The sequence below is a fragment of the Amycolatopsis sp. NPDC058278 genome (genome assembly GCF_042881395.1).
Classification (GTDB): Bacteria; Actinomycetota; Actinomycetes; order Mycobacteriales; family Pseudonocardiaceae; genus Amycolatopsis.
This window is the reverse complement of the sequence record NZ_JBHVXZ010000097.1, coordinates 25,285-38,357: the sequence shown is the minus strand read 5'-3', so window position 1 is coordinate 38,357 and position 13,073 is coordinate 25,285. Positions and strand designations below refer to the sequence as shown.

The following is a 13,073-nucleotide window of genomic DNA, read 5'->3' as shown; positions in this document are numbered from 1 at the left end:
CGGCCACGCGGCCGCCCTGCTCGGCCGCAAACGCGAGACCCGGGACGCCGACGAACACCGCAGACCCCTGGAGACCTACCGGATCAGGGAACTCGCCGAAATGAGCCACGACATCTTCGACGACCGCCACGGCTTCGCCCGCACCAGGCGCGCCTTCCTCACCGGCCGGCCCACCGGCCCGGCCGTGCCGGAAGCACCTCGCCTGCCCGACCCCCGGATGGCGCCCGTCAGCTGATCGGAGTCAGGAGTTTTTGCGCTGATTGGCGTTGAAGCGCGCTTTCTTCTGGCGATTCCCGCACGTGTTCATGTCACACCATTTGCGCGTGCGGCTTTGGCTGGTGTCGAAGAAAGCGGCCCGGCAGGTCGGTGAGGCGCACAAAGCCAATTTCCCGTCCCGTTCGCCCGCGATGATGCTGATCGCGTCGGCGGCGATCACGCCGAGGGCGTCCTCCACACCGGACGCCGAGCCGAGCTGCCATCGCCGGTGGCCTTCGGGCGTCAGGACGGCCGAGGCCCGGCCCTGAACGCTGCGGTCGTTGATGACCTGGACCGCGGCCGCCGGGAGCGTGTCCCGGGTCGCCGCCGCGGTCGCGGCGGCGTGGATCGACTCCCTCAGTTCGCGGGCGAGGCCGAGCTGGGCGGCGGTGCAGGACTCCACGGCGAGGCCGCTCACGGCCAGCCAGTCGGCGAGCCGCTGCGGTGTGGGAACGCGCTCCACGGCGTCGCCGCGGCGCTCGGTCAACGTCGCCGTGAAGCTGGTCGCCAGCACGGCACCGAGGCGGAAGTCGGGGAACCCAGCACGCATGGAACCACCTTAGCCGGTTGCCCGCCGGGCGGACGACATGTTAGAACCGTCTTAGCCGGTTCCGCGATGACCAGGAGGTCTCATGTCCCGTCCCACCAGCGACGTACGAGCATTCGAAGCCCGCGCCACCGACGCCGACCTCGACGATCTGCGCGCGCGGCTGGCCGCGGCGCGGCTGCCGGAGGCCGAGACGGTCCGGCACGCCGCGTCCGGCGCCGGCCGATGGGACCAGGGCGTTCCCCTCGCCGACCTCGTCGACGTCGTGCACTACTGGCGCACGGGGTACGACTGGCGGTCGTTCGAAGACCGCCTCGACCGGATCGGCCAGTTCCGCACGACCATCGACGGGCTGGGCATCCACTTCCTGCACCGCCGGTCCCCGCGCGCGGACGCCACGCCGCTGGTCCTGACGCACGGCTGGCCGGGCAGCATCGCCGAGTTCGTCGACGTCGTGGCCGAACTGGCCGATCCGGAAGCGGCCGACGCGCCGGCGTTCCACGTCGTGGTCCCGTCGCTGCCGGGCTTCGGTTACAGCGACAAGCCGGCCACCACCGGCTGGGGAACCGAAAAGATCGCGGCCGCGTGGGTGGAGCTGATGGACCGGCTCGGCTACCCGAGGTTCGCCGCCCACGGCGGCGACTGGGGCGGCAACATCACCACGGTGCTCGGCGGCCGGTTCCCGGAGCACGTTCTGGGCATCCACACCACGTTCGCGGAGGGCCCGCCCGGGTTGACCACGGACGGGCTGACGGCGGTCGAACGCGAGTGGGCCGAGGAAACCCGCCACTTCTGGCGCCACCGCGCGGCGTACGCGAAGCAGCAGGCCACCCGGCCGCAGACCATCGGCTATTCGCTCGTCGACTCACCGGTCGGGCTGCTCGCCTGGATCCTCGACAAGTTCGCCGAGTGGTCGGACACCGAAGACAGCCCCTTCGAGACGATTTCCCGGGACCGCATCCTCGACGACGTCACCCTGTACTGGCTGACGCGGACCGGCGCGTCGGCGGCCCGGATCTACTACGAAAGCCACAACTCGCTGGACCCGGAACTCCGGGTCGACGTCCCGTCGGCCATCACGATGTACCCCCGCGACATCGAGAAGTACCCGCGCCCCTGGGCGCAGCAGCGGTACCGGCGGATCGTCCGCTGGCGGTCACCCGAGGCCGGGGGGCACTTCCCCTCGCTGGAGGTTCCCGGCTACTTCGTCGAGGACCTGCGGGAAGGCCTCGCGGCCGTGCTGGCCGCCGACCGGTGACCGCGGCCGGCACGGGGGCGACTCTGCGTGCGTCGACAGGGTTGCGTGTGGGTTACGGATCTCACTCCGATGCACCCGGATCGGCCACCCCGCGTCCTGCCTATGACGGTGCGTAATAGGGGGAGGTGTCTTCGATGGGTTCTCGCTCGTCACGACTGGTGCGGCGGCCGGGTACCTGGTTGACCGTCACCCTCGCCCTCGTGCTGGCCGGCGTCCTGATCATCTCCCTCGACGACAGCCCCGCCGCGCCCGGCCGGGCGATCAGTGGTTCGCCCACCGCCGCGGCCACCACCGCCCCTCCGGTCAGCAAGGAACCGACGTGGATGCGCCCGCTGCGCCCGGGCGAAAAGCCCCCGCAGTTCGTGCTCTTCTCCTTCGACGGTGCCGGCTCGCACGACCACTGGAGCCGCTACCTCGCCCTCGCCAAGTCCGTCAACGCGCACTTCAGCGGGTTCCTCTCGGGCATCTACCTGCTGACCGACGAGCAGCGGGCGCGCTACACCGGGCCCGGCCACAAACCGGGCATGGCCTCGATCGGCTTCGGCGGCAGTGCCGGGGAAGTCGCCACCCGCGTCCAGGACCTCAACGCCGCCGTCGCCGCGGGGCACCAGATCGGCACGCACTACAACGGGCACTTCTGCGCCGGCGCCGAGCCGAGCGTCGGCCGCTGGACCGCGGCGGGCTGGACCGCCGAAATCGGCCAGTTCAGCCGCTTCGTCGACGACGCCCGCGAGCGCCTCGGACTGCACCTGTCCGCCAAGGACGTCACCGGCGGCCGGACACCGTGCCTCGAAGGCAACTGGGCCGCGGCCTTTCCCGCCATGCGCGACGCCGGCTACACCTTCGACTCCAGCCAGCCGTCGGACGGCGTCAAGTGGCCCACCGAGATCGACGGCATCCGGGAGTTCTGGATGCCGTACGTGAAGGTGCCCGCGCTGCACAAGAAGGTCATCATGATGGACTACAACCTGTGGTACCAGTTCAACCGCGCCAAGAACGACCCGTCCCACGCCGAGCAGTACACCCAGGCCACCCTCGAGACCTACCGCGGCGCCTACCGCGCCGCCTTCGACGGCAACCGCGCCCCGCTCGTGATCGGCAACCACTTCAACGACTGGGCCGGCGGGGCGTTCTCCCGGGCCGCCGAAGGCTTCATGGGCGAGGTGTGCACCAAACCCGAGACGGTCTGCGCGACCTACGCGGAAGTCACGAAGTGGATGGCGCTGCAGAACCCCGCCGTTCTGGACCAGTACCGGTCGATGCCGCCCGCCCAAGCCGGCTGAAGCGGAAGCGGGCGGCTCGCCGGCCGGCTCAGGAGACCGTCCACACCTGGCTCGAGGCGCCCGACCCGCCGAGCTGGCTGACCTGCGCACCGCTCGCGGTGGACGACCCGGCCACCCCGATCACGAGGCCACTGCCGACGTTTTCCAGGACGTACTGGCTGCCGGTGAGGCTGCCCACCAGGTCCGCGGCCCACTGCTGGCCGGCGGCACCGGTGCAGGTCCACTGCTGCAGCTGGACGCCGTTCGCCGTGGACCCGTCCGGGACGTCGAGGCACAGCCCGCTGTTGACGTTGACCACCGTGAAGACGTTGTCGGACACCTTCGTCAACCGCCATTGCTGGTTGGTGCCCCCGTGCGCCGGCCACTGGATGATCTTGCCGCCGGCCGCCGTGGAGGCACCCGAGGCGTCCATGACCATTCCGCTGTTGGCGTTCTTCAGCACGTGCGTGCCGGCGGTGGGCAGGCCGGAATTCGCCGACCACGTCCCCGCCTCGGCGTCGAGGCTCCAGCTCGGGTACTGGCCCAGGTTGACCGTCGTGCCGCGGATCGTGAGCGGAAGCCAGATCAGCGGCGAATTGCCCATGGCGTTGCCGGTCCAGCGGTCGCCCGCGTAGATGTAGGTGGTCGCCGAGCTGCCCTGGACCGTGATGATGTTCGCGGTCTGGCTGTTGTAGGTGTTCGTGCCGGCCGCCGCGAAGTTCCGGAACGCCGACCACGGTCCGGCCATCGACGACGCGGTCGCGTACACGTTGTCGTTGGTGGCCCACCCGGTCAGGTGCGACGCCAGCAGGTAGTACGTCCCGCCGACCTTGATCACGGCCGGGGACTCGTAGTTGGGCAGCGTCGCCACCGCGCTCGCCACCGTCGTGTAGTCCGCGGACAGCCGGTAGATGCGGAGGCTGCGGCCGGCGTTCTCGCTCATCAGGTACGCCGACCCGTCGGTGTCCTGGAACAAGCCGATGTCGCGGCTCTGGTTGCCCAGCGGCTGGAAGCTCCCCCGGTAGCTGTACGGCCCGCACGGCGTGGGGCTGGTCGCCACGCCGACCCGCTGGTCGGAGTAGCTCGTGTTGTCGATGTGCAGGTACATCACGTACATCCGGGTGGTGGCGTTGTAGAGCACCTTGGGCCGTTCCACGATGCGGTTCGGCCCGAGGTCGCCACTGGCCTGCTTCGCCAGCGCGATCCCCTGGTGGGTCCAGTTCGCCAGATCGGTCGACGTGTAGCAGGGGATGTCCTGGAACGCGGTGTTCGCCGTCGTCTGGCCGGTCTTGTCCTCACCGAAGCCGTACCAGGTGTTGCCGACCTGCACGATGCCCATGCCGTGCAGCTGCAGCGCGCGACCGGCGGTGTCGTACCGCGTGGCGCCGAGGGTGAACGTGTTCACCGCCGCCTGCGCCCGGGCCGCGGGCACCAGCACGCCGGCCAGGACGGTGAGCAGGACGACGAGCAGAGCGAGCGGCCGGTTCGCCTGTTCCCTCGGGAGCCGGTGCGGTGAGCTGGACATCCTGGGTTCCTTTCCCTTTGCCGCGCGGGTGCGTCAGCGTGCGGAGAAGTCCTGGTTGGTGCCGGGGGCGTTCTTGCACGGCCACTGGTCCAGCTGCTGGCCCGCGGTCGCGCTGGCGCCGTAGACGTCCAGGCACAGGCCGCTGGCGCGGTTCTTGAACTGCCAGCTGCCGTCGGACTGCTGCTGCGGTAGCCAGAGGCTTCCGGCGGAGGTGTTCGCCGGCTGCTGGACGATGTCCGGGACGCCTTGCGCCGTCGAGCTGCCGGACACGGAGACGTCCTGGCCGGAGTTCCGCGCCCGCAGTTCGCCGTAGCCGCCGGAAGCCGCGACGAACTGGAACTGCTGGTTGCTTTGCCCGTTGCAGGTCCACTGGTCGATGGCGGCGCCGGAGGTGCTCGAGTTGCCGTAGACGTCCAGGCACAGGTTGCCGGCGACGGTCACCAGCGTGTGGTCGCCGCCCGGGAACCCGCCCGTGCCGCCGGAGATCGTCCAGGTGAAGGTCGCCGTCCCGGCCGCGCCGGTGGTGTCGGTGGCGGAGACCGTCACGCCGTAGCTGCCGCCCGCGGTCGGGGTGCCGGTGATCAGGCCGGAGGAGGCGTTGATCGACAGCCCCGGCGGGAGGCCGGTGGCCGCGTAGGCCAGGCTCTGCCCGGCCGCCGAGTCGGTGGCGTGGATCTGCACGCCGCCGATCGCCGTCCCGGCGGTCCCGGTCTGGTCGCCGGGGCTGGTGACGGTGACGGTGTTGCCGCTCGTCGGACCCGTCGGCGTCAGGTAGATCGCGAAGGCGTCGTGCGAGGCCTGGAAGGTGAAGGGGATCGTCACCGAGCCGCCGGAGGCGTTCACGTTCTGGCTGAAGACGACCTGCGGTGCGTTCAGCGGCGCCTGGTCGGGGATGCGCTGCACCACGACCTTGACGCTGCCGTTCCCGGCCAGCCACGGCACGGAGGACAGGCCGGTGAAGGCGACCGACGCGGGGCCGGTGTACCCCTTCTCGTCACCGATGACGGCGACGGCGCGGCCGGCGGCGCTGTCCTTGGCCGCCGAGATCGCGGTGGAGCCGACCTGGCCGGAGGTGTTCACCAGCGTGCCGGTCATGTCCGCGTAGTCGCGAAGCGCCCACCAGTGGCCCGTCGGCAGCCAATTCCCGCCGCTCTGGGTGAGGACCCCGGTCAGGTTCGGGGTCACGCAGCAGACCCAGTTGCCCCGCATCGCGTTGACGTAGTTCGACTGCGCGAAGCGCGCCAGGTACCAGGCCGTCACCCCGGCGGTCTGCCGGTCGGCCGGCTGGTATTCGTTGGCGGACAGGGGGATCGGCGAGAGCCCGTTGTTCGAGAGGTACCGGGTGATCGACTGGCCGACCTGCACCGGGTCGTCCCCGTCGCCCTCGTCGTGGTTGGTGATCTCGTCCGGCACGGTCCCGGCGGCCTTGGTGTGCGACAGGAAGGCGTTCCACTCCCCCGGGTTCTGGTCCGGCGTGAACGCCAGCGACGGGCCCACGATCAGCGCGCCCGGCGCGAGCCGGCGGATCTCCCGGTAGGCGGTGTCCCACATCTGGAAGTACTGCGGGCTGGACACCCCGCGCGTCCAGAACGCGGAGATGTCCGGCTCGTTCCAGATGTCGTAGGCGAACTTCAGGCCCGAGCCCTGCAAGGCCCCCACGGTCGCGTCGATGAAGCTGATCCAGTTCGTGCAGTTCCCGTTGTCGCACGGGTACATCGTGTTCGACGGCTGGCCGCCGTTCGCGCCGTAGATGTCGCTGACCAGCACCTGGTACTGGGCGTGGTAAGGCGGCTGGGTCAGCCGCTTCGCCTGCGCGATGATCGAGTTCAGGTCGGCCTTGGTGGCGTTGCCGTTCTGGTAGTTGTCCCTGATCCACCCGCCGGAGAACCAGCCGCCACCGCGGAAGGCCGTGATGCCCAGCGGCTGCAGGTACTGGTCCGCCGGCTGCGTGCCGTCCTGGCTGATGCCGTACAGGAACCCCTCGCCGACCGCGGTCGACGGCCCGCGCGCCGACGCGAGGTCCACCGTCATCGACTCACCCGCGGCCGCCTGCCCCGGAGCCGCCGGCAGCACCGGGAACGCCACCACCAGGACCGCCGCGGCCACCGAAGCCAGGCGCCCCAGCCGGAGATTCGTCTTCATCGACTCCTCCTGCGGTTCACGAGCGTCGAACCGGTTCGCCCGGTGAGCTCGCCGGAATAGTACGAACCCGGTCGGCCGAAGGTCAATGACGCTGTGCGTACACTGTCCACAATGGTCGCTCAACGAAACTCCACCGGGCTGCGACCGATCTCGTGAATTCGTTGCCACAGAACGGTATTCGTCATCCGAGTCACGGTCATCCGACACCCGGATCCCGGCCGCGAGGCCCGTCAGGAGCTGAAAGTTACATCGCCACCGAACGCAGTGTCGAATCGGTTCGAGAACCGGCCACCGCGGGCCGCGATGCTTTACACAGCGGCCCCGGCTTCCTACGCTTTCGTTCTGGAAGCGCTCCCAGACTCGACGAGGAGGAGGCGGAGTGCGTACTTCGACGACGAAGGCAGTGGCCCGCGCGGTCGTGGCGCTACTCGTGCTCGGCCTGACCTTGGCGGTTCCGGGAGTGTCCGCGGGCGCCCCCGCCGGGAAGTTCAACTACGGCGAGGCGCTGCAGAAAGCCGTCTGGTTCTACGACGCTCAGCGCTCCGGGGCGCTGCCCGCCGGCAACCGGGTCTCCTGGCGCGGCCCGTCCGCCCTCGACGACGGCAAGGACGTCGGCCGGGACCTGACCGGCGGGTTCTACGACGCCGGTGACCACGTCAGGTTCGGGCTGCCGTTCGAGTTCAGCATGACCATGCTCGCCTGGGGAGCGCTGGAGAACCGCGCGGCCTACCAGAACTCCGGCCAGTGGTCGTCCCTGCTCTCGAACCTGCGCTGGGGCGACGACTGGCTGATCAAGGCCCACCCGCAACCCGACGTGCTCTACGGCCAGGTCGGCAAGGGCGACGACGACCACAAGTGGTGGGGGCCCGCCGAGACGATGGCGATGGCCCGGCCCGCCTACCGCATCGACGACTCCTGCCCCGGCTCGGACCTCGCCGGCGAGGCCGCCGCGCAGATGGCCGCGAGCTCGATGGTGTTCCAGGGCGACGACCCCACCTACGCCGCCACCCTGCTCACCCACGCCAAGCAGCTGTACTCGTTCGCCGACAACCACCGGGGCGTCTACTCGAACTGCATCACCGACGCCCAGAACTTCTACAAGTCCTGGAGCGGCTACCAGGACGAGCTCGTGTGGAGCGCGATCTGGCTCTACAAAGCCACCGGTGACGCGACCTACCTGACCAAGGCGCGCGCCGAGTACGAGAAGCTGGCCACCGAACCGCAGACCACCACCCGCTCCTACCGCTGGACACTGGCCTGGGACGACAAGTCCTACGGCGCCTACGTCCTGCTCGCCCAGCTCACCCACGACCCCGAGTACGTCGCCGACGCCAACCGCTGGCTGGACTGGTGGACCACCGGCGTCAACGGCCAGCGCGTGCCCTACTCCCCCGGCGGCCAGGCCGTGCTCGACCAGTGGGGCTCACTGCGTTACGCGGCGAACACCGCTTTCGTCGCGCTCACCTACGCGGATTCGTTGCGCCCCACCGATCCCACTCGTGCCACCACCTACCACGACTTCGGCGTGCGGCAGATCAACTACGCGCTCGGCGACAACCCGCGCGGCGCGAGCTTCGAGGTCGGGTTCGGCGTCAACCCGCCCCGCAACCCGCACCACCGCACCGCGCACGGCTCGTGGGCCGACAACATCAACGAACCGGCGCAGAGCCGGCACGTCCTGTACGGCGCGCTCGTCGGCGGCCCGTCCTCGCCCAACGACGCGTACACCGACGACCGCACCAACTACACGATGAACGAGGTGGCCCTCGACTACAACGCCGGCTTCACCGGCGCCTTGGCCCGGCTCTACGGCGAGTACGGCGGCACGCCACTGGCCGCCTTCCCGCCGAAGGAAACCCCCGACGGCCCCGAGCTCCTCGCGCAGGGCGCGCTCAACCAGCCCGACGGCGGCACGTTCACCGAGGTCAAGGCGTACGTGATCAACAAGTCGGCGTGGCCGGCCCGCACGTTCACCGGCTCGCTGCGCTACTACTTCACCCTCGACGGCAGCACCACGCCGGGCCAGATCTCGGTCACTTCCGCGTACAACCAGTGCGACGCGCCCTCCCTGCACCAGTTCTCCGGCGCGGTCTACTACGTCGAGGTGCCGTGCTCCGGCGGCGTCGCCCCCGGCGGCCAGTCGCGCTACCGCAAGGAGGTGCAGTTCCGGATCACCAGCACCGGCACCTGGGTGCCCGGCAACGACTGGTCGCACACCGGCCTCGCCCCCAGCGGCAGCGCGCCCGCCGACAACCCGCAGCTCGTGCTCACGCAGGGCGCCGCGGTGGTGTGGGGCAGCCAGCCGGGACAGTCCACGGGCGACACCACCGCGCCGACCGCACCCACCAGGGTCACCGCCACCCCCGGCAGCACCGGCGCCACCCTCACCTGGACGGCGGCCACCGACGACGTCGGCGTCGCCGGCTACGACGTGCTCGACTCGTCGGGCGCGACGATCGGCAGCACCTCGGGCACCAGCTACCAGGTCACCGGCCTCACGCCCGGCACCGCGTACACGTTCTCGGTCCGCGCTCGCGACGCCGCCGGCAACCAGTCGCCGATCAGCAGCCCGGTCGCGGTCACCACCACGACCACCGGCACCGGCTCGCTCGCGGTGCAGCAGCGCGGTGGCACCGCCGCCACCGCCAACCAGATCCGGACCAGCCTCCAGATCGTCAACCGGGGCAGCACGGCGGTGCCCTTGACCAGCGTCACCGCGCGCTATTGGTTCACCGGCGACGCCGCCAACCCGGGCTACCAGGTCTGGTGCGACTACGCGGTTCCCGGCTGCGGCAACGTCACCTTGCGCGTAGTGAAGCTGAGTACGCCGCGCCCGGGTGCCGACGCCTACGTCGAGGTCGGCTTCAGCGGCGGCACCCTCGCCGCCGGCGCGAGCACCGGCGAGCTCCAGGTCCGGGTGGCCAAAGCCGACTGGTCCGCCTTCGACCAGGCCGACGACTACAGCTACCGCACCGCGGCGTCCTTCACCGACCTCGCCACCGCCACCGCCTACCAGTCCGCGGCCCTGGCCTGGGGTACCGAACCCTGAGACTCGTTCAGTCCGGGCGCCGGTCCGGAAAGCCGAACGTGGTGACCAGCGCCGGGTCGTGGAACTCGACCACGCGCGAGACACCGGTGACCGTCGGGGTCAGCACCACGACGCCGTGGGCCCGGAGGGCGCCGCCGGCGTCCCGGTGGTACACGGCGGCGGCGGGCTGGCCGTTGGCGGTGGTGGCGCTCATCCGCCAGTCGCCGGGCGTGCCCAGCACGTACGTGCCGAGCAGGTGGAGGCACTGCGCGCGGCCCGCGTACCAGTCACGGAACGGTGCTGCCTCCAGCGTGGCGTCCGCGCGCAGCACCCGCTCCAGCAGGTGGGCGTCGGAGCGTTCGAACGCGGCGATGTACCCCTCGAGCAGCGCCCGTGCCCGCCGGTCGGTGGGTTCGAGCAGGTCCTCGGGTGGTGCTCCGAGGTCGTCGAGCCGGGCCCGGGCGCGCTGCAGGCCGCTCTTCACCGCCGCCGTGGTGGTGCCGAGGATCCGGGCCGTTTCCGGAGCGGTGAACGCCAGCACCTCCCGCAGGAGCAAGATCGCGCGCTGACGTGCCGGCAGGTGCTGCAGGCTGACGACGAGTGCGAGCCGCAGGGACTCGCGCGCCACCACGGCCGCCGCCGGGTCGGCGACCCAGTGGTCCGGCAACGGCTCCAGCCAGGCGACTTCGCCGGGCGCAGCCGGGACCGGCGGGCGATCGGGTCCGTCGTGCGGACCGGTCAGCCCCGAGGGCAGCACCCGGTTCCGGCGCGGCTCCAGCGCGGTCAGGCACACGTTGGTGGCGATGGCGTAGAGCCACGACCGGATCGACGCACGGCCCTCGAAGCCGGCGTAGGACCGCCACGCCCGCAGGTAGGTTTCCTGCACCAGGTCCTCGGCGTCGTGCGCCGAACCGGCCATGCGGTAGCAGTGCGCCAGCAGTTCCCGGCGGAACCCCGCGGTTTCGGCGGCGAACCGGTCCCGCTCGCGCGCGGGCGCCGCCGCGGATTGCCTGCCTGCCATGTGTGCTCCTCGTTCCGCCGATCGACCACTCCCCGGTACGACCGGCACACCGCGGAAAAGGAATCGAAGCACAGGTCAGCAGGCATCCGCGGAAGGTGGCGTAGCGGGCGAGGTTCGCCGCGGCGTCCTCGGCGGCGCGCCGCGCAGCCCGGGTACTGCTTCGCCAGCGGGAGGTGGACGACGAATCGCGCCCGGGGCTCGGCGGCCGCGTCCACGGTCTCGGTCACGGCAGCAGCGCCAGCTTGCCGACGGTCGCCCGGGCGGCCAGCTCGGCGAGGGCCGCGGGGCCGTCGGCCAGGTCGTAGGTGGCCGGGCGTGCGGGGGTGACGACGCCGGCGGCGACGAGCGCGGCGAGCTCGCCCATGACCTCGCCGAAGATCCGGGGTGCCGCCTGGATCAGGGTGCCGATGTTGAAGCCGATGACGTGGACCTGGTGCCGGTACACCAGCTCCCAGTTGGTGAGCGAAGCTTCGCCGCCCGCCAGGCCGTAGACGACGACCCGGCCGGTCACCGGCTTGGCCGCGGTCAGGCTCGCGGCGAACGTGGCGCCGCCGGCCGATTCCAGCACCAGGTCCGCGCCGGCACCGCCGGTCAGGCGCCGGACCTCGGCGGCGAGGTCGCCGGTACGGGAGTCCAGGACGTGGTCGGCCCCCAGCGCCAGCACGGTCTCGTGCTTGCCCGGTGCGGCCGTGGCGATGACGGTCGCGCCGTAGTGCTTGGCCAGGGTCACCGCGGCCTGGCCGGTCGCGCCCGCCGCGGCGGGGACGACGACGGTCTCCCCGGCCGCCACCCGGCCGAGCGGCTTCAGCGCGGCGAGCGCGGTGGGCCAGTTCACGACCAGGCCCAGCGCCTGCTCGGCGCGCCAGCCCGCCGGCACCGGCATCGCGGCCGCCGCCGGCAGGACCAGGTACTCGGCGAAGGCGCCGTCGCCGATCCCGATCACGTGCGTCCCCGGCGGCGGGCCGGTCACCGCCTCCCCCACCGCCACGACCTCGCCGGCCGCCTCGAACCCCGCCCGATACGGCGGCCGGGGGCCGTCCCGGAAGGTGCCGCAGGCTTTCGAGAGGTCGGCGAAGTTGACCCCGGCGGCGGCCACCCGGATCAGGACCTCACCCGGGCCGGGGCTGGGCACGGGTGCGTCGGTGATCAGGTGCATGTCCTGCGGTCCGTCCAGCGAGGTCTGCTGCAGGGCGCGCATGGTGGCGGGAACGCTCACGGTGATCGGTTCTCCTTCTCGGTCGGTTTACGACAGGGAGACCGCGGCGGCCCGCGAAAGGAATCGGCTGCCTGGCCCGGGGCTCGTAAGAGATCGGTAACCGCGCACCGGGCCTCGATGGGCGATTCGTCCCGTTGAATGAACCGGCAGAAGATCGAAGACGGAGGAGCGCGAAATGAACCGAATGCGGCTGGTCAGGCGGCCCTGGGTGCTGAGCATCCTGGTGACGGGCGTGGTCGCCGTCGCGGCGGGGTTGTTCTGGTTCCAGCCGTGGCAGCTGGTGGTGGACGAGACGGTCCAGGAGGACCTGCCGGCCGCCGCGCCGGTGCCCGCACCGCCGTCGACGCCTCCGCCGCCGCCCACACCGCTGACGCCGTCCACGTCGGCGTCGCCGTCCACTTCGGCCAAGCCCGCGGAACTCGCCGGCGGCACCCTGATCAGCCACGAGCACCGGACCACGGGCACCGTCCGGCTCCTGCGCGCGGCCGACGGGTCGTTCGTGCTGCGGCTGGAGAACCTGGCCACCAGCAGCGGCCCCGACGTGCACGTCTGGCTCACCGACGCACCGGTGAAACCGGGCAAGGACGGCTGGGCCGTCTTCGACGACGGCAAGCACCTCGACGCGGGCAAGCTCAAGGGGAACAAGGGAAACCAGAACTACCCCCTGCCCGCCGGCACCGACCCGGCCGCCTACACCAGCGTGAGCCTCTGGTGCGACCGCTTCAACGTCTCCTTCGGCGCGGCGGAACTGGCCCGGCACCCGGCCTGACGGACCGGGGGAACCAGGCCGCGAACGCTCGTCGCCGCCTTCCCGGCCAC

General features: G+C 71.2%; 9 protein-coding genes and 1 pseudogene. 5 read left to right on the top strand and 5 right to left on the bottom strand.

Going from position 1 to position 13,073, the window contains the following annotated elements:
* Positions 1-235 (top strand): annotated as a pseudogene (locus ACFVYA_RS36545) (formyl transferase); the annotation flags it as partial.
* Between the two features lie 6 nt (positions 236-241).
* Here the strand turns inward: ACFVYA_RS36545 and ACFVYA_RS36540 are convergent.
* Positions 242-805 (bottom strand): CGNR zinc finger domain-containing protein, encoded by a 564-nt coding sequence (locus ACFVYA_RS36540; protein WP_387051599.1) that lies wholly within the window; start codon positions 803-805, stop codon positions 242-244.
* Between the two features lie 82 nt (positions 806-887).
* Between ACFVYA_RS36540 and ACFVYA_RS36535 the strand changes: the two genes are divergently transcribed.
* Positions 888-2,060, top strand: coding sequence for an epoxide hydrolase (locus tag ACFVYA_RS36535; protein ID WP_387051597.1), 1,173 nt, complete (start codon positions 888-890; stop codon positions 2,058-2,060).
* Between the two features lie 134 nt (positions 2,061-2,194).
* Positions 2,195-3,343 (top strand): polysaccharide deacetylase, encoded by a 1,149-nt coding sequence (locus tag ACFVYA_RS36530; protein ID WP_387051595.1) that lies wholly within the window; start codon positions 2,195-2,197, stop codon positions 3,341-3,343.
* 28 nt (positions 3,344-3,371) lie between these two features.
* On the opposite strand, the gene ACFVYA_RS36525 is transcribed toward ACFVYA_RS36530, so the two are convergent.
* Entirely contained in the window at positions 3,372-4,847 is a 1,476-nt protein-coding gene (locus ACFVYA_RS36525) for an RICIN domain-containing protein (protein WP_387051593.1), read from the bottom strand.
* 33 nt (positions 4,848-4,880) lie between these two features.
* On the bottom strand, positions 4,881-6,989 hold the full coding sequence (locus ACFVYA_RS36520) for an RICIN domain-containing protein (RefSeq protein WP_387051591.1): 2,109 nt from the start codon (positions 6,987-6,989) through the stop codon (positions 4,881-4,883).
* A 379-nt stretch (positions 6,990-7,368) separates the two neighbouring features.
* Here ACFVYA_RS36520 and ACFVYA_RS36515 point away from each other — a divergent pair, with 379 nt between their 5' ends.
* Complete coding sequence (locus ACFVYA_RS36515) at positions 7,369-10,038, top strand: glycoside hydrolase family 9 protein (RefSeq protein ID WP_387051589.1); 2,670 nt, start codon at positions 7,369-7,371, stop codon at positions 10,036-10,038.
* A gap of 7 nt (positions 10,039-10,045) precedes the next feature.
* Here ACFVYA_RS36515 and ACFVYA_RS36510 read toward each other — a convergent pair whose 3' ends face one another.
* On the bottom strand, positions 10,046-11,038 hold the full coding sequence (locus tag ACFVYA_RS36510; protein ID WP_387051587.1) for an RNA polymerase subunit sigma-70: 993 nt from the start codon (positions 11,036-11,038) through the stop codon (positions 10,046-10,048).
* 223 nt (positions 11,039-11,261) lie between these two features.
* Complete coding sequence (locus ACFVYA_RS36505) at positions 11,262-12,254, bottom strand: zinc-binding dehydrogenase (protein WP_387051585.1); 993 nt, start codon at positions 12,252-12,254, stop codon at positions 11,262-11,264.
* A 175-nt stretch (positions 12,255-12,429) separates the two neighbouring features.
* Between ACFVYA_RS36505 and ACFVYA_RS36500 the strand changes: the two genes are divergently transcribed.
* Positions 12,430-13,023 (top strand): DM13 domain-containing protein, encoded by a 594-nt coding sequence (locus tag ACFVYA_RS36500; RefSeq protein ID WP_387051584.1) that lies wholly within the window; start codon positions 12,430-12,432, stop codon positions 13,021-13,023.
* Positions 13,024-13,073: the final 50 nt, after the last annotated feature.

Excerpts from the sequence above, each read along its gene's own strand:
- ACFVYA_RS36540 (WP_387051599.1), bottom strand. The coding sequence starts at position 805 with ATGCGTGCTGGGTTCCCCGACTTCCGCCTCGGTGCCGTGCTGGCGACC.
- ACFVYA_RS36535 (WP_387051597.1), top strand. The coding sequence starts at position 888 with ATGTCCCGTCCCACCAGCGACGTACGAGCATTCGAAGCCCGCGCCACC.
- ACFVYA_RS36530 (WP_387051595.1), top strand. The coding sequence starts at position 2,195 with ATGGGTTCTCGCTCGTCACGACTGGTGCGGCGGCCGGGTACCTGGTTG.
- ACFVYA_RS36525 (WP_387051593.1), bottom strand. The coding sequence starts at position 4,847 with ATGTCCAGCTCACCGCACCGGCTCCCGAGGGAACAGGCGAACCGGCCG.
- ACFVYA_RS36520 (WP_387051591.1), bottom strand. The coding sequence starts at position 6,989 with ATGAAGACGAATCTCCGGCTGGGGCGCCTGGCTTCGGTGGCCGCGGCG.
- ACFVYA_RS36510 (WP_387051587.1), bottom strand. The coding sequence starts at position 11,038 with ATGGCAGGCAGGCAATCCGCGGCGGCGCCCGCGCGCGAGCGGGACCGG.
- ACFVYA_RS36500 (WP_387051584.1), top strand. The coding sequence starts at position 12,430 with ATGAACCGAATGCGGCTGGTCAGGCGGCCCTGGGTGCTGAGCATCCTG.